General features: G+C 71.1%; 14 protein-coding genes, 3 tRNA genes and 1 pseudogene. 1 reads left to right on the top strand and 17 read right to left on the bottom strand.

What is annotated here, in order from left to right; all coding sequences use genetic code 11:
• Nucleotides 1-5 precede the first annotated feature (5 nt).
• The 10 genes and pseudogenes from LBW97_RS13970 to LBW97_RS13925 all read right to left on the bottom strand — a co-directional run bounded on the left by LBW97_RS13970 (nucleotide 6) and on the right by LBW97_RS13925 (nucleotide 7,546).
• Nucleotides 6-770, bottom strand: coding sequence for an ABC transporter permease (locus tag LBW97_RS13970; RefSeq protein ID WP_224500141.1), 765 nt, complete (start codon nucleotides 768-770; stop codon nucleotides 6-8).
• Between the two features lie 104 nt (nucleotides 771-874).
• Nucleotides 875-1,690: an ABC transporter permease gene (locus tag LBW97_RS13965; RefSeq protein WP_224499968.1), complete on the bottom strand. Its 816-nt coding sequence runs from the start codon at nucleotides 1,688-1,690 to the stop codon at nucleotides 875-877.
• Nucleotides 1,687-2,835, bottom strand: a complete 1,149-nt coding sequence (locus tag LBW97_RS13960) for an ATP-binding cassette domain-containing protein (RefSeq protein ID WP_308010473.1) — start codon at nucleotides 2,833-2,835, stop codon at nucleotides 1,687-1,689. Before LBW97_RS13960 ends, LBW97_RS13965 begins: the two co-directional genes overlap by 4 nt.
• A 342-nt stretch (nucleotides 2,836-3,177) precedes the next feature.
• Entirely contained in the window at nucleotides 3,178-3,570 is a 393-nt protein-coding gene (gene rplL, locus LBW97_RS13955; protein WP_224499967.1) for a 50S ribosomal protein L7/L12, read from the bottom strand.
• Between the two features lie 122 nt (nucleotides 3,571-3,692).
• Nucleotides 3,693-4,217, bottom strand: a pseudogene (gene rplJ / locus LBW97_RS13950) (50S ribosomal protein L10); the annotation flags it as partial.
• Between the two features lie 324 nt (nucleotides 4,218-4,541).
• The gene (gene rplA / locus LBW97_RS13945) at nucleotides 4,542-5,261 is read right to left on the bottom strand and encodes a 50S ribosomal protein L1 (protein WP_224499966.1); all 720 of its coding nucleotides are present in this window, start codon (nucleotides 5,259-5,261) and stop codon (nucleotides 4,542-4,544) included.
• A gap of 136 nt (nucleotides 5,262-5,397) precedes the next feature.
• Nucleotides 5,398-5,826, bottom strand: a complete 429-nt coding sequence (rplK, locus tag LBW97_RS13940; RefSeq protein ID WP_224499965.1) for a 50S ribosomal protein L11 — start codon at nucleotides 5,824-5,826, stop codon at nucleotides 5,398-5,400.
• 53 nt (nucleotides 5,827-5,879) lie between these two features.
• Nucleotides 5,880-6,779, bottom strand: coding sequence for a transcription termination/antitermination protein NusG (gene nusG, locus LBW97_RS13935; RefSeq protein WP_224499964.1), 900 nt, complete (start codon nucleotides 6,777-6,779; stop codon nucleotides 5,880-5,882).
• Between the two features lie 45 nt (nucleotides 6,780-6,824).
• Nucleotides 6,825-7,352: a preprotein translocase subunit SecE gene (secE, locus tag LBW97_RS20490; RefSeq protein ID WP_224499963.1), complete on the bottom strand. Its 528-nt coding sequence runs from the start codon at nucleotides 7,350-7,352 to the stop codon at nucleotides 6,825-6,827.
• 121 nt (nucleotides 7,353-7,473) lie between these two features.
• A tRNA-Trp gene (locus LBW97_RS13925) sits at nucleotides 7,474-7,546 on the bottom strand.
• 224 nt (nucleotides 7,547-7,770) lie between these two features.
• Between LBW97_RS13925 and LBW97_RS13920 the strand changes: the two genes are divergently transcribed.
• Complete coding sequence (locus LBW97_RS13920; protein WP_224499962.1) at nucleotides 7,771-9,027, top strand: pyridoxal phosphate-dependent aminotransferase; 1,257 nt, start codon at nucleotides 7,771-7,773, stop codon at nucleotides 9,025-9,027.
• A 16-nt stretch (nucleotides 9,028-9,043) separates the two neighbouring features.
• Here the strand turns inward: LBW97_RS13920 and LBW97_RS13915 are convergent, their stop codons facing one another.
• The 7 genes from LBW97_RS13915 to LBW97_RS13885 form a co-directional block, all read right to left on the bottom strand.
• Nucleotides 9,044-10,456 (bottom strand): M1 family aminopeptidase, encoded by a 1,413-nt coding sequence (locus LBW97_RS13915; protein WP_224499961.1) that lies wholly within the window; start codon nucleotides 10,454-10,456, stop codon nucleotides 9,044-9,046.
• Nucleotides 10,453-10,872 carry a MaoC family dehydratase gene (locus tag LBW97_RS13910; RefSeq protein ID WP_224499960.1) on the bottom strand — a complete coding sequence of 140 codons (420 nt, stop codon included), beginning with the start codon at nucleotides 10,870-10,872 and terminating at the stop codon, nucleotides 10,453-10,455. The genes LBW97_RS13915 and LBW97_RS13910 overlap by 4 nt, the downstream gene beginning before the upstream one ends.
• The gene (locus LBW97_RS13905) at nucleotides 10,869-11,315 is read right to left on the bottom strand and encodes a MaoC family dehydratase N-terminal domain-containing protein (protein ID WP_224499959.1); all 447 of its coding nucleotides are present in this window, start codon (nucleotides 11,313-11,315) and stop codon (nucleotides 10,869-10,871) included. The genes LBW97_RS13910 and LBW97_RS13905 overlap by 4 nt, the downstream gene beginning before the upstream one ends.
• A gap of 32 nt (nucleotides 11,316-11,347) precedes the next feature.
• Nucleotides 11,348-11,512: a 50S ribosomal protein L33 gene (gene rpmG / locus LBW97_RS13900; protein ID WP_104524783.1), complete on the bottom strand. Its 165-nt coding sequence runs from the start codon at nucleotides 11,510-11,512 to the stop codon at nucleotides 11,348-11,350.
• 106 nt (nucleotides 11,513-11,618) lie between these two features.
• Nucleotides 11,619-11,692 (bottom strand) — tRNA-Met (locus LBW97_RS13895).
• A 57-nt stretch (nucleotides 11,693-11,749) separates the two neighbouring features.
• Nucleotides 11,750-11,822 (bottom strand) — tRNA-Thr (locus LBW97_RS13890).
• A 103-nt stretch (nucleotides 11,823-11,925) separates the two neighbouring features.
• The gene (locus LBW97_RS13885; RefSeq protein ID WP_224499958.1) at nucleotides 11,926-14,463 is read right to left on the bottom strand and encodes a bifunctional diguanylate cyclase/phosphodiesterase; all 2,538 of its coding nucleotides are present in this window, start codon (nucleotides 14,461-14,463) and stop codon (nucleotides 11,926-11,928) included.
• Nucleotides 14,464-14,899 lie beyond the last annotated feature (436 nt).

Below are 14,899 nucleotides of genomic sequence, written 5' to 3'. Positions count from 1 at the left end.
GCTGGTCACCCCGCGATCCTGACTGTGGTCGTCGAGCCCCAGATGGCCAGCGACAGGAACAGGTCGATGATGTTGATCGCCACGATGGAGAAGCGGACCGCGCGGCCGACGGCGAGGCCGACCCCCGCCGGGCCGCCGCTGGCCCGGTACCCGTAGTAGCAGTGGGTCAGGATGATGACCACGGAGAAGACCAGCACCTTGAGGAACGACCACAACACGTCTTCCGGTGGCAGGAACAGGTTGAAGTAGTGGTCGTAGGTGCCGGTCGACTGCCCGTAACCCTGGGTCGCGATCAGCCTCGTCGCGAAATAGCTGGTCAGCAGGCCCAGGACGTAGAGCGGGACCACCGCGACGAAGCCGGCGATGATCCGGGTGGTCACCAGGAACGGCAGTGACGGCACGCCCATGACCTCGAGGGCGTCGATCTCCTCGTTGATGCGCATGGCACCGATCTGCGCGGTGAAGCCGCAGCCGACCGTGGCCGAGAGCGCCACGCCCGCGACCAGGGGCGCGATCTCCCGGGTGTTGAAGTACGCCGAGAGGAAGCCGGTGAAGGCGGCCGTGCCCAGCTGGTCGAGGGCCGCGTAGCCCTGGAGGCCGACCGCGGACCCGGTGAAGAAGGCCAACGCGGCGATGACGCCGACGGTGCCGCCGATGACGGCGAGCGCCCCGCTGCCGAAGGTGACCTCGGCCAGCAGCCGCATCGTCTCCTTCTTGTAGCGGCGCAGCGTCCTGGGGGTCCACGCCAGCGCACGGGCGTAGAACGACATCTGCTCGCCGAGGTCCTCGAACAGGTCGAGGGGCTGCTTGTAGACCTTGCGGACCAGTTTGCGGGTCCCGACCTTGATCCGGTCGCCGGTGGAGAGGAGCGCCATCACTGCCCCTTCGGCGGGACGAGCTGGAAGTAGATCGCGGTGATCACGAGGTTCACCGCGAACAACAGGAGGAACGTGATGACGACGGACTGGTTCACCGCGTCGCCGACGCCCTTCGGTCCACCTCCGGCGTTCAGGCCCTTGTAGGAGGCGACGATGCCGGCGATGAGCCCGAACACGAGCGCCTTGAACTCCGAGGCCCAGAAGTCCTCGACCTGGGCCAGTGCACTGAACGAGGCCAGGTAGGCGCCGGGGGTGCCGCCCTGGAGCACGACGTTGAAGAAGTAGCCGCCGGCCACGCCGACCACGCTGACCAGGCCGTTGAGCAGGAGGCCCACGAGCATGGACGCCAGCACCCGCGGAACCACCAGGCGCTGGATCGGACTGATCCCGAGCACCTCCATGGCGTCGATCTCGTCGCGGATCTTGCGGGAACCGAGGTCGGCGCAGATGGCCGATCCACCCGCACCGGCGATGAGCAACGCGGTCACGATCGGGCTCGCCTCGCGCACCACCGCCAGCACGGATGCCGAACCGCTGAACGACTGCGCCCCCAGCTGCCGGGTCAGGGACCCCAGCTGCAGGGCGATGACGGCGCCGAACGGGATCGCGACGAGGGCGGTCGGGATGATCGTGACGCTGGCGACGAACCAGGCCTGCTGGAGGAACTCGCGCAGCTGGAACGGGCGCTTGGGCAGCGACCGGAGCGTGTCCAGCGCGAAGGCGAAGAGATTGCCGCTGGCGCGCAGGGGGCGCGTCGGCGAGAGCTTGCCGTCGAGCAGCCCAGGTGCTTTGGGCTTCTCGGTGGCGCTCACGCCTCACCGCCCTGGCGGGGCAGCACTGCCGTCGCGGTGGACCGGGCGGGCTGACCGTCGGTGCCCTGCGCATCGGCCTCGGCGGCCCAGTGCCGACCGCCGGACCGGGTGGACTCGTAGGCTCCGGCGTCGGCCTTGGCCAGCAGCTCCTCTGGCAGCGACTGCCGGATCGCGGCCTGCGTCTCCTCGTCGAACTCGTGCAGCATCCGCGCGACGCGCTCCTGGCGGCGGCGCTCGGCCTTGCGCTCGGGCAGCCCCTCGGACGGCGTGAGCTGCGGCGGCACCGCGTCCCCGCCGGAGGCCCCCTTGGGCCCCACGCCGTTGTGCGAGTCGCCGCCGCGCTCCTCGAGCGCCTTCATCTCGGCCTCGACCTGGGCGACGTCCTTCTCCTCGCTCATGCCGATCGGACCCTCGCGGCGACCGTTGAGGAACTGGCGGACGACGGGCTCCTGCGAGGTGAGCAGCTGCTCGCGCGGGCCGAACATCACCAGGTTGCGGCGGAACAGCAGGCCGAGGTTGTCCGGCACGGTGCGGGCGGTGCCGATGTCGTGCGTGACGATGAGGAACGTGGCGTCGATCTGCGCGTTGAGGTCGACGATGAGCTGGTTGAGGTAGGCCACGCGCACCGGGTCCAGACCCGAGTCCGGCTCGTCGAACAGGATGATCTCGGGGTCGAGCACCAGCGCACGGGCCAGGCCGGCGCGCTTGCGCATACCGCCGGAGATCTCGCCGGGCAGCTTGCCCTCGGCGCCGGCCAGGCCGACCATGTCCATCTTCTCGAGGACGATCGACTTGATGTCCGACTCGCTCTTCTTGGTGTGCTCGCGCAGCGGGAAGGCGATGTTGTCGTACAGGCTCATCGAGCCGAAGAGGGCGCCGTCCTGGAACAGGACGCCGAACAGCTTCCGGATCTCGTAGAGCTGGTTCTCGCTGGTCGTCACGATGTCGGTGTCGCTGATGATGATCGAGCCCTTCTCGGGCTTCAGCAGACCGACCAGCGACTTCAGGAACACAGACTTGCCGGTGCCCGAGGGGCCCAGCAGGACGGAGATCTCGCCAGGGGGCAACGTCAGCGTGACGTCGCTCCAGATGTTCTGGCTGCCGAACGACTTGGTCAGCCCCGAGACCTCGACTGCGACGCCCACGTGTCTCCTGCCTCCCGCTCCGGCTCTGCTGCCGGTCCCCGCCCCGCCGCCATGGCGGGCCCCGGCAGTGTGCGGCATCCTCAACGGCTCCGCACCCGGAGCCGTCGTGGTCCGCACCACTACCAGCCAGTAACGAACGTGTGGAGGCAAGGTTACGTGCATCACCGCCTTTGGGTGACGCCGATCTCGTCTCTGGATCAGAAACTGCCCCGACACGCGTCAGGGGCCGCCCTCCGTGACGGAGGACGGCCCCTGAACGAGGTCGTGCATCACCCGGCGCGAGCCGGGTGCGGAGTCACGAGACCGTGACGTGCCCGGTGGTCGGGACCACCGGGCAGGGGGTCACTTGACGGTGACGGTGGCGCCGGCGCCCTCGAGAGCGGCCTTGGCCTTCTCGGCAGCGTCCTTGGCGACCTTCTCCAGGATCGGCTTCGGCGCGTTGTCGACCAGGTCCTTGGCCTCCTTGAGGCCGAGGGACGTGAGGCTACGCACCTCCTTGATGACCTGGATCTTCTTGTCGCCGGCAGCCTCGAGGATGACGTCGAACTCGTCCTGCTCCTCGGCGGCGGCAGCGCCACCGTCGCCGCCACCGGCGGCCGGGGCGGCAGCAGCGGCAACGGGAGCAGCAGCGGTGACCTCGAAGGTCTCCTCGAACTGCTTCACGAAGTCGGACAGCTCGAGGAGGGTCATCTCCTTGAAAGCGTCGAGCAGGTCGGCGCTGGAAAGCTTCGCCATGGTGATCTCCTTCTGGGTCAGTCGTCGCTGGCCGCGTCGGCGGCAGCGGTGTCGGTCTCGGGGGTGGTGTCAGCAGCAGCGGTGTCGTCCGAAGCCGGAGCCTCGGCGGCGGGAGCCTCGGGAGCGGCAGCCTCGGCGGGCTTCTTCTCCTTGAGCGCCTCGGCCAGGCGGGCCATCTGGGACAGCGGGGCCTGGAACAGCCCGGCAGCCTTCGTCAGGTTGCCCTTCATCGCGCCGGCCAGCTTGGCCAGCAGGACCTCGCGCGGCTCGACGTCGGCGAGGCGGGTGACCTCGGAGGCGTCGACCGTACGACCGTCCACGACGCCGCCCTTGACGACGAGCATCGGGTTGGCCTTGGCGAAGTCACGGATGGCCTTCGCGGCCTCCACCGGGTCGCCCTGGATGAAGGCGATACCGGTCGGACCGTTGAGCAGCGGGGCGAGGTCGGAGTAACCGACCGAGTCCGCCGCCCGCTTCGTCAGGGTGTTCTTGACGACGGCGTAGCTGCTGCCCTCACCGAGGGAACGACGCAGCTGGGTCAGCTGCGCCACGGTCAGCCCGCGGTACTCGGTGAGCACCGCCGCACTCGAGTTCTGGAACCGATCGGTGATCTCGTCGATCACCGCGGCCTTCGCCTGCGTGGGCATGGGCCTCCTCTCGTCTGTCGGGCGACCTCTGGCCGCTGCACGACGACGGGCGATCGACGCCCCGGAGACGGAAGACGCCCCGGCGCAGTGCGCACGGGGCGAGAGGACGGACGCACGACGGCGTCCGGCTATCGGACCGTCCACCTGCGCGGGTCGCCCGGGATCCGGGACCTTCGATCGCACGCGGACGTGCGACGACCAGCGGTCTTGGGGGGAACGAGAGAAAGAGTACGCCACACGACGAAGGCCCCGCCGCGCGGGTGCGCGGCGGAGCCTTCGGAACGTGGTGGAGCGGCCTCGTCCTGTGCGGACGAGACCTTCGCGTCACTGGGTGGGCTCGTCCACCGTCAGGTTGCGGGTGCGGTTCGGGTCCACGGGGATGCCCGGGCCCATGGTCGTGGAGATGGTGACCTTCTTGACGTAGCGACCCTTGGCCGAGGAGGGCTTCGCCCGGAGCACCTCGTCGAGCGCGGCGGCGTAGTTCTCGACCAGCTTGGTCTGGTCGAACGACGTCTTGCCGATCACCAGGTGCAGGTTGGCCTGCTTGTCGACGCGGAAGTTGATCTTTCCGCCCTTGATGTCGTTGACGGCCTTGGTGACGTCAGGGGTCACGGTGCCCGTCTTCGGGTTCGGCATCAGGCCACGGGGGCCGAGGATGCGGGCGATGCGCCCGACCTTCGCCATCTGGTCCGGCGTCGCGATCGCGGCGTCGAAGTCGAGGAAGCCGCCCTGGATCTTCTCGATCAGGTCGTCGGAGCCCACGACGTCGGCGCCGGCGGCCTCGGCCTCGGCGGCCTTGTCACCGGTCGCGAAGACGATGACGCGCGCGGTCTTGCCGGTGCCGTGGGGCAGGTTGACCGTGCCGCGGACCATCTGGTCGGCCTTGCGCGGGTCGACGCCCAGGCGCATGGCGACCTCGACGGTGGCGTCGTAGGCGGTCGTCGACGTCTCCTTGGCCAGCGTGGCGGCCTGGAGCGGGCTGTACAGGTTGTCGCGGTCGACCTTGTCGGCCGCGGCGCGGAACTTCTTGCCGTGCTTCGCCATGGTGATTCCTCTCCGGGGCAGCTGCCCCGGTCATGTGGTGTACGGGCCGGCGAAGGCCCTCCCACTAAACCGTGATGGAACGGCCCTGCTGCAGAGACCCGCGCCGAGCGTGCGAGGCGCGGGGGCAGCAGGGTCCTCAGACGACCGTGATGCCCATCGACCGGGCGGTGCCGGCAATGATCCTCTCGGCCTGGTCCAGGTCGTTGGCGTTGAGATCGGCCATCTTGGTGGTGGCGATCTGGCGCACCTGGTCACGGGTGACCGTGGCGACCTTGGTCTTGTGCGGCTCGCCCGACCCCTTCTCGACACCGGCGGCCTTGAGCAGCATGCGCGCGGCCGGCGGGGTCTTGGTGATGAAGGTGAAGGTCCGGTCCTCGAAGACCGAGATCTCGACCGGGACCACGTCGCCGCGCTGCGACTCGGTGGCCGCGTTGTAGGCCTTGCAGAACTCCATGATGTTGACGCCGTGCTGGCCGAGCGCCGGACCCACGGGCGGCGCGGGGGTGGCCGCGCCGGCCTTGATCTGGAGCTTGATGACCGCGGTCAACCGCTTCCTGGGGGGCATGACTTCCTTCTATCAGTGGTGGATCAGCTGGTGCTCTGGGCGCCGTCGAGCGCTCAGATCTTGCTGACCTGGTTGAACGACAGCTCGACGGGCGTCTCGCGGCCGAAGATGGAGACCAGCACCTGCAGCTTCTGCTGCTCGGCGTTGATCTCGTTGATGGTGGCGGGCAGCGTCGCGAACGGGCCGTCCATGACCGTGACCGACTCGCCGACCTCGAAGTCCACGAGGGGCGCCGGCGCGGCGGCGGCGCCGCCGCCACCGGAGGCGGCGGCCTCGGCGGCGCGCGGGGCCTGCGGAGCGGTGGCCGGCACGAGGATCTTCACGACCTCGTCGATCGTCAGCGGCGAGGGCTTGGAGGTCGCACCCACGAAACCGGTGACGCCGGGGGTGTTGCGGACGGCGCCCCACGACTCGTCGTTGAGCTCCATGCGGACCAGCAGGTAGCCCGGCAGGACCTTGCGGTTGACCTGCGAACGCTTGCCGTTCTTGATCTCGGTGACCTCCTCGGTGGGCACCTCGATCTGGTAGATGTAGTCCTCCACGTCGAGGGACTGGATGCGCGCCTCGAGGTTGGTCTTCACCTTGTTCTCGTAGCCCGCGTACGAGTGCACGACGTACCAGTCGCCGGGAGCGATCCGCAGCGCCTTCTTCATCGCCTCGGCCGGGTCCTCGTCCTCCTCCGGCTCGACGACGGAGTCGTCGGAGTCGGCGGCGGGCTCGGCCAGCGGGTCGCTCGCCAGGCTGGCGGTGTCGCCGTCCTCGACCTCGGGGACGACGTCGGTGACCTCGGTGTCGGTCTGCAGGTCAGCGGTGTCGCTGGATCCCTCGGCGGCACCGGTCTCACCGATGCCGGTCTCGACGTCGGCGGAACCGCGCTCGTCGAAGCGGGCGTCGTCCAGGTCGGTGCCTTCGACCGCACTGTCGGTCTCGAAGGGCTCACGGGGGTCGGTCACAGAGGTCTCTTCCTTGTCAGGGGGCGGAACGGCACGGTGCGGAGGTCAGCCGAAGACGGCGATCACGCCCCGTGCGAAGAGCAGGTCCAGCCCGGCCACCAGCGCGACGATGAACGCCACGAACACGATGACGACGGTGGTGTAGGTGATCAGCTCGCGCCGGCCCGGCCAGATGACCTTGCGCAGCTCGGCCACGACCTCGCGCAGGAACCGGAGGATCGACCGGCGCGGCCGCAGCTCCTCGGCACGCGCCCGCTCCGCGGCCGCGCGGGACCGGGTGCCGGTGCCGTCGCGGGCGGGGCCCGACGCCGTGCGCGCCGCCCGGCGGCTGCGGGCAGCCGGCTCGTCGTCCTCGTCCTCGCCGTCCGCGGTGATGCGGCCCCGGCGACGGGCAGGCTTCGCGACGGTCTTGTCCTCGGCCGCCGCGGCCTCGTCGGCCACCTCGTCCTCGGCCGCCTCGAGCGCCTCGGCGTCATCGACGCCGGGTGCCTCACGGTCGAGCTGCTCGTCGGTGAGCTCGGCGTCGGAGGCGGCGCGCGCGTCGTCCTCGCGGCCCGGCTTCTCGTCGCTCACTGCGCCTCGCTCGCCTCGTCGTGGTGGCCTCTCGCGCGAGGGCCGTCGGTCGGTGCTGCCTGTCTGCTGCCGTGCGGTGCTGCTCTGGGCGTGCTCGTCGCCGGCGGACCGGCGGCACGGGCAGGGGTGACAGGACTTGAACCTGCAGCCTGCGGTTTTGGAGACCGCTGCTCTGCCAATTGAGCTACACCCCTGTGCCCGGAAGGGCCCCGGGACGGCCGTCTCGCCGCAGCCGCGTCCCGACCTCCGAGGAGATCCGGGGCACGCCGGTGGCGGGGTCAACTGCCCCAGGGCTGCAAGTGTACGGGACCGCTCGAGTGGACAGCCAACGTCCCGCCGACCCGCCTCCACCAGCGGGCGACCGGAGCCCGCGGCGGGCGGCGGCCCCTGCGGCGGCGGTCTTTGACACGATGGTCCCATGACCGCCGCCTCCGCCCCGGAGTCCGTCACCCCCTCGACCGAGCTGCCGCCCGCCGCGCGCCGCATCTCCCGTCGCATCGGCGCCATCGCCGAGTCCGCGACGCTGGCCGTCGACGCCAAGGCCAAGGCCCTCAAGGCCGCCGGCAAGCCGGTGATCGGGTTCGGCGCCGGCGAGCCGGACTTCCCGACGCCCGACTACATCGTGGAGGCCGCGATCGCCGCGGCCCGCACCCCCGCCATGCACCGGTACACGCCGGCCGGCGGTCTGCCCGCGCTCAAGGAGGCCATCGTCGCCAAGACGGCGCGGGACTCCGGCCTGCAGATCTCCCCCGCCCAGGTGCTGGTCACCAACGGCGGCAAGCAGGCGGTCTACGAGGCGTTCGCCACGATGCTCGACCCGGGCGACGAGGTCCTCGTGCCCGCGCCCTACTGGACCACCTACCCCGAGGCGATCGCGCTGGCCGGCGGGGTGCCGGTGCCGGTCGTGGCCGACGAGCAGAGCGGCTACCTCGTCTCCGCCGCCCAGCTGGAGGCCGCACGCACCCCGCGCACCAAGGCGCTGCTCTTCTGCTCGCCGTCGAACCCCACCGGCGCGGTCTACCCGCCGGAGCAGGTCGAGGAGATCGGCCGCTGGGCCCTCGAGGCCGGCCTCTGGGTCCTGACCGACGAGATCTACGAGCACCTCACCTACGGCGGCGTGACCGCGCCGTCGATGCCCGTCCTCGTCCCCGAGCTGGCCGACCGCTGCATCGTGGTCAACGGCGTCGCGAAGACCTACGCCATGACCGGCTGGCGGGTCGGCTGGATCGCGGGCCCGGCGGACGTGGTGAAGGCGGCGACCAACCTGCAGTCGCACGCGACGTCGAACGTCGCCAACGTCTCCCAGGCCGCCGCCATCGCCGCGCTGAACGGGGACCTGTCGGCAGTGGCCACGATGCGCGAGGCCTTCGACCGCCGCCGGACCACGATCGTGTCGATGCTGCGGGAGATCCCGGGCATCGCCTGCCCCGAGCCGCAGGGCGCCTTCTACGTCTACCCGTCGGTGAAGGGCCTGCTGGGCCGGCCGATCGGCGGGCGGACGGCGGAGACCAGCGCCGAGCTGGCCGAGGTGATCCTGGAGCAGGCCGAGGTCGCGGTGGTCCCCGGTGAGGCGTTCGGGACGCCGGGCTACATCCGGATGTCCTACGCCCTGGGCGACGACGACCTCGTCGAGGGCGTCACCCGACTGCAGCGGCTGCTCGGCTCCGCCGGCTGACGCCTGGCCCGTCCATCTACGGGTCGAGCGCTCCGGCCTCGACCAGGACGCCGGTCGCGGCGGGCAGGTCCGCCAGTGCGGCGCCGACGTCGGCCGGGGTCGCGACGGACCACGCGGTCGCGTCCACGTAGCAGCGGATCGCCTCGTCGAACGCCACGGCGCCGGCGGCCTCCCGCGCTGCCAGCAGTGCGGCGCCACCCTTGCCGTAGACGGCGCTGACGTAGGACCGGTCGCCGTCGAACTGGTCCATCGCTCCCCCGACGTCGCCGGGCCGGGCCAGTGCGGACTCCACCGCCCGCGCCGCCGGCGGATCGGTCACCGCCTCGGCCCAGGAGGCGAACGCCTCGTCCAGCCAGGGATCGCGGAACTGCGAGTTGCCGACCATCCCGTAGAACCACATGTGCGCGACCTCGTGGACGAGCACCTCCCGGCTCGGCGTGGCTTCCAGGATCATGCTCGGGTACTCGATCCCGCCGCCGTAGTCCGGCAGCAGCGCGACGCTGAGCGTCTCGTAGGGGAAGGGGCCCAGGAACGCCTCCAGCTCGGCGATCGCCCCGAGGGTGTCCTCCAGCAGCTCCGCCGACGTCAGGTCCCCGTCCGGGAGGGTGCCGACCCGGACCTGCACCCCCGTCGGGGTCTCCCCCTCCGCCGTGCCGAACAGCCCCGCCGCGACGGCGACGTCCCGTGCGACCGGCTCGGTCGACCGCCAGGTGCGCCGTCCGTCCCGTGGCTCGCCAGGGGCGGCGTGGGCCCCGGTCATGAGCACGGTGAGCTGCTCCGGTGCGGAGACGGTGACGGTGCTGTCGGCCGCGGGACTCACCGTGGTCTCGCCGGTGAGCCCGACGAAGGGGTCACGGGCCCAGCCGGCGCCGGGCTCCCAGGCCAGCAGCGGAGCCCCGCTCGCCCACCAGGTCACACCCTCGGCGGCGCCGAACCGCTCGAAGCCGCCCTCACCGACGGTGAGCGTGAAGTCCAACCGGACCTCCGTGGACTCCCCTGCCGCCAGCTCGTCGTCGAGCCGTACGACGTACAGCCCGCCCGGACCCGCAGCGCCGACCGCCTCGTAGCCGCCGTCGCGCACGTCGTCGCCCCGCACCCCTTCGACGACCAGCCGGTTCCCCGCGGACTCCGACTCCGGGGCGTTGGGGACCAGCCGGAAGACGAGCTCGTCGGTCGGCAGGTCGGGGGTGAAGACGACGGTCTCGCGACCGGTGACGGTGCGCAGGTCGTCGGAGAGCCGGAAGTCGTAGTCGATCTCCGGCCGGTCCGGGTCGGGCGCCGCGCGCTCCGTCGGGCACGCACCCGGATCGACGGCCGCCTCCGGAGGAGCCGGCGTCGCGGCGGCGCCGGCCGGGTCCCCGTCGGCGAAGGAGGTGCAGCCGGTCAGCAGGACAGCGGTGAGCAGCACCGCCGACCGGCGGACCGTCACGGCAGGCGCACGACCACGCGGGCCAGGGAGAGCACCTTCTCACCCGCGCTGGTCACGGTGAGGTCCACGCGCGCCCGGCCGCCGTCCAGCAGCGCCGCGACCCGGCCGCGGACCGTGAGCTCGGCGCCGTCCTCGTCATCGGGCACGACCACTGGCCGCCCGAAGCGCACCTGGTACTCCAGCAGGGCAGCCGGGTCCCCGGTCCACGCGGTCACGGCCCGGCCGGCCAGCGCCATGGTGAACATTCCGTGGGCGATGACGCCCGGCAGGCCCACCTCGCGGGCCACCCGCTCGTTCCAGTGGATCGGGTTGAAGTCGCCCGACGCTCCGGCGTAGCGGACCAGGTCGGCGCGGGTGATCCGGACGACCTGCTCCGGCAGCTCGGTGCCCACATCGATGCCCACGTCGGCGTTCACGAGACCCCCCGGGCGACCAGCATCGAGATCGCGGTGCACACCGCGTCGCCGTCCTCGCCGACCAGCTCCACCCGGGCGGTCAGCAGGTCGTTGCCGGCGACGGACCGGGCGGCGTCGATGGTGGTCGTGGCGACCAGCCGGTCCCCGGCCCGGATCGGGCGGTGGTGGACGAACTTCTGCTCGCCGTGGACCACCCGGCTGTAGTCCAGCCCCACCTCCGGGTCGCTCAGGACGACGAAGGCCGCCTCGAGGCTGACCACGATGGCGAACGTGGGCGGTGCGATGACGTCGGGATGCCCGGCGGCGCGGGCGGCATCGACGTCGAGGTGGACCGGGTCCAGCGCCCCGACCGCGGTGGCGAACTCGGCGATCTTGGCCCGGCCTACCTCGTAGACGGCTGAGGGCGGGTAGCTGCGCCCGACCAGTTCCCGGTCCAGCGCCATGCTCCCGCCCTCAGCTCAGTTGTCGGAGACCGTCAGCGGGTCTCGCGGTGCACGGTGTGCTTGCGCTCGCGCGGGCAGTACTTCTTCAGCTCGAGCCGGTCGGGGTCGTTCCGCCGGTTCTTGCGGGTGATGTAGTTCCGGCTCTTGCACTCCTGGCAGGCCAGGGTGATCTTCGGGCGGACATCGGTGGCTGCCATGGGGCGCTCCTCGCCTTGTGGGGCAGACCCCCGGGGCGGGGGCCTGGTGGTGCGATCGGGTGTACCGACAGGACGACGGACCCCGGAGTGCGGGGTCCGTCGGGAGTAGCGGTGACCGGACTTGAACCGGTGACACAGCGATTATGAGCCGCTTGCTCTACCAGGCTGAGCTACACCGCCGGGACGACCGTGCGGCCCGGTCTCGCGACAGGACCGGCCGGTCTGCTTGCTAACCAGAGCCCCTTTACGGAATCGAACCGTAGACCTTCTCCTTACCATGGAGACGCTCTGCCGACTGAGCTAAAGGGGCGCTATCGGAACCGTCGGAGACTCTACCAAGCCGTTCGTGGCACTCAGCGAGGCCCTCCGGACCGTGCGGGAAGACTCTAACAGCCACCCGGAGAGGTTCCGCGTCAGGTCCGGACGAACAGGCGGCGGTGCGCGGCACCCGGGGCGGCGGACCGGACCCCGGCGCGGGCCAGCAGCCACTTCTCCAGGCGGTCCTCCGCCAGCGGCCGGCTGATCAGGAAACCCTGCAGCTTGTCGCAGCCCATCGTGGCCAGCTGGTTGCGGGTCATCTCGTCCTCGACGCCCTCGGCGACGACGGAGAGCCCCAGGTTGTGCGCCAGCTCGATGATCGACCGGGCGATGAACGACTCCCCCTGACTGGTGGCCATCGTCAGGATGAAGGACTTGTCGATCTTCAGCTCGTCGATCGGCAGCTGCCGGAGCTGCGACAGCGACGAGTAGCCGGTGCCGAAGTCGTCCATGGACAGCCGGAGCCCGAGGTCGTGCAGGTCGTCGAGGACGGAGCTCTCCCGCACGGCGTCGTCGACGACGCTGCTCTCGGTCAGCTCGAGGATGAGCAGCTCGCCGGGCACCTGGTGGCGCAGCAGAGCGCCGCGGATGCGCTCGACGAGGTCCGGCTCCGCCAGGGAGCTGGCGGACACGTTCACCGCGACCGAGAGCGCGATGCCCTGGTCCAGCCATCCGCGACACCGGGCCAGCGCCAGGTCTAGGACGTGATCGGTGATCGCGCCGATCCGGCCGATCTGCTCGGCCAGGCCGATGACCTCCTCCGGGGGGACGTTGCCGTACCGGGGGTGGACCCACCGGACGAGCGTCTCCACGCTGACGATGTCGTTGGACTGCGCGTCGATGACCGGCTGGAAGACGACGCTGATCTGCCGGTCCGCCATGGCCTGCTCGAGCTCCGTGCCGAGCTGGAGACGACGCAGGCTCTGCTGGTCCAGGACCGGGTGGTAGCTGGCCACCCCGCCGGAGTTCTCCGCCGCGAGCAGGGCGACATCGGCCCGCTGCATCAGGATGCCGGCGTCGGTGCCGTGCACCGGGGCCGCGACCACGCCGATCGTGAGCGAGACCTCCAGGTCCAGACCCGCGACCCGGACCCGCGTCGCGGCTGCTTCCCGCAGCCGGCGGGCGGCCTGCTCGGTCGCCGCCAGGGAGAGACCGGGCAGGAGCACCGCGAACTGCTCGCGCTCCATCCGGGCGAGCAGGGCGCGCGGCGGCGCGTGCTCCCGCAGCAGTCCGGCGGTGACCAGCAGCAGTTCGTCGCTCGCGGCGTGGCCGAGGGTGTCGGTGACGTCGGCGTAGGTGCCGAGGGAGGCCAGGATCAGCCCGGCCCGCGCACCCGCCGGGTCGGCGGAGAGCAGCTCGTCGATCTCGGCGGCGAGGCGCTGGCGGTTCGGCAGGCCGGTCAGCCGGTCGTGGTCGGCGTCGTAGCGGATCCGGGTGAGCAGCTGCTGCTGCCGGATCGCGGCGTTGACGTGCGTGAGCATGGAGTCCAGGGCACCGCGCTCACTGCTGCTGAACGTGACGAGGTCGCTACGGCGGTCGCAGACCTCGAGGTAACCCGGCTCGCCGGCGGCCGTCGTGACCGGCGCGCCCAGCAGGTCCGCGACCCCGCGGCGGGCCAGCGCGGCACGCTCGGCTTCGTCGGCACGGGCCAGAGCCACGTGGATCACGCCTTCGGCGGAGGCCACGGCCCGCCGTCGGAGCAGGTCGTCCGGATCGCCCGGCCCGTCGTACCAGTCCACGCCGTCCTCGGTGGCCACGACGAGCCGTGGCCCCTCGTCGAGGTACGGGGGAAGCCAGAGGGCGACGCTCTCTGCGTTCAGCAGCTCGCGCACCGCCTGGACGATCTGCCGGGTGCCGGCCTCGTCGGGCTGCACTTCCTCCACCCGCCGGGCGAAGTCGTAGACCTGCTCCAGGGACTGACTCTGCCGCGCGACCGTCCCGAACCGGCGGTAGAGCAGACCCAGAGCCAGCGTGAGCGGTGCGACGATCAGCCAGGACCACACGGTGGCGTGCAGCAGCAGGAGGGCCGTCAGCCCGATGAGCACCGCCACCGGCCCGATGACGAGCACGGGAACGAACAGGCTGGTCCAGATGGCGCGACCCGGATAGCCCTGGCTGAGCGTGACCGCACCGACCACGAAGACGCCGCCGACCATGTTGGCCGCGAAGATCGCGAGCAGGTAGGACAGCCAGGACGAGGGCTCGGTGATCCCGCCGGGCGGGAGCAGCGCGAGCACGGCCACGGCGACGCCGGCTTCGACGACCGCCACTGCGGCGTTGAAGACCACCTTCGGAGCCGGGAGCCGCTGGGACGAGAAGACCAGCACGACCGCAGCAGCACGTGTCACGGCCGTCCACGCGCCGCCCAGCTCGACGAGCGCGAGCACGAACGCCAGCTCGCTGCCCGAGCTGTGCAGGCTCTGGCGCCGGAACTCGACGTGCACGTTGAGACGCTCGGCGGCGACGGCGGCGCAGAAGACCGCTACGAGCACGACGACGTGGACGTCCGACCGGTCGTCCGCCAGCAGGAGCGCCCCGACCGGGACCCCGAAGGCGAGGCCGACCAGCGCGACGAGCCAGTGGCTGCGCGCTGCACGTCCCCTGATCGGGTCGCGAACGTCGTGCTCAGCCACCTGCAACTGCGCTCCTGGTGTCGTGGGGCGGGCGAAGGCTAACAGCGGCGTCGGCCACCACAACCCTGTTCCGAGCCGGGAGGAAAAGCCGGCTCCCACCGACTTCGGCACGGAACACCCCGGACATGAGTCGGGGCAGCCGTTCCGAAGAACGACTGCCCCGCACGAGTGAACCGCAGATGAGCCCCTGGCGGACTCAGCCCGCTAGGCGCGTCCACTTGGTGCCGCGGGTCCACTTGGTCCCGCGGGTCCACTTGGTCCCGCGAACCGACCGACCTTCACGCTGCATGGCGATGCTCATGGCGCCTCCCTCTGGGCACAAATGACTGGCTGGCACGGCAGCCGTCCACGCGCGGGGGCAGAGCGTCGTCGAATACAGGCCGTGCCGGAGACCTTGCTTCCCGTGTGGAGCGACGGCAAGCACGTCGGCAACGAC

The sequence above is a fragment of the Blastococcus sp. LR1 genome (assembly GCF_020166105.1).
Taxonomy (GTDB): Bacteria; Actinomycetota; Actinomycetes; order Mycobacteriales; family Geodermatophilaceae; genus Blastococcus.
The sequence above is the reverse complement of the archived record's forward strand: the minus strand, read 5'-3'. Positions and strand labels throughout refer to the sequence as shown.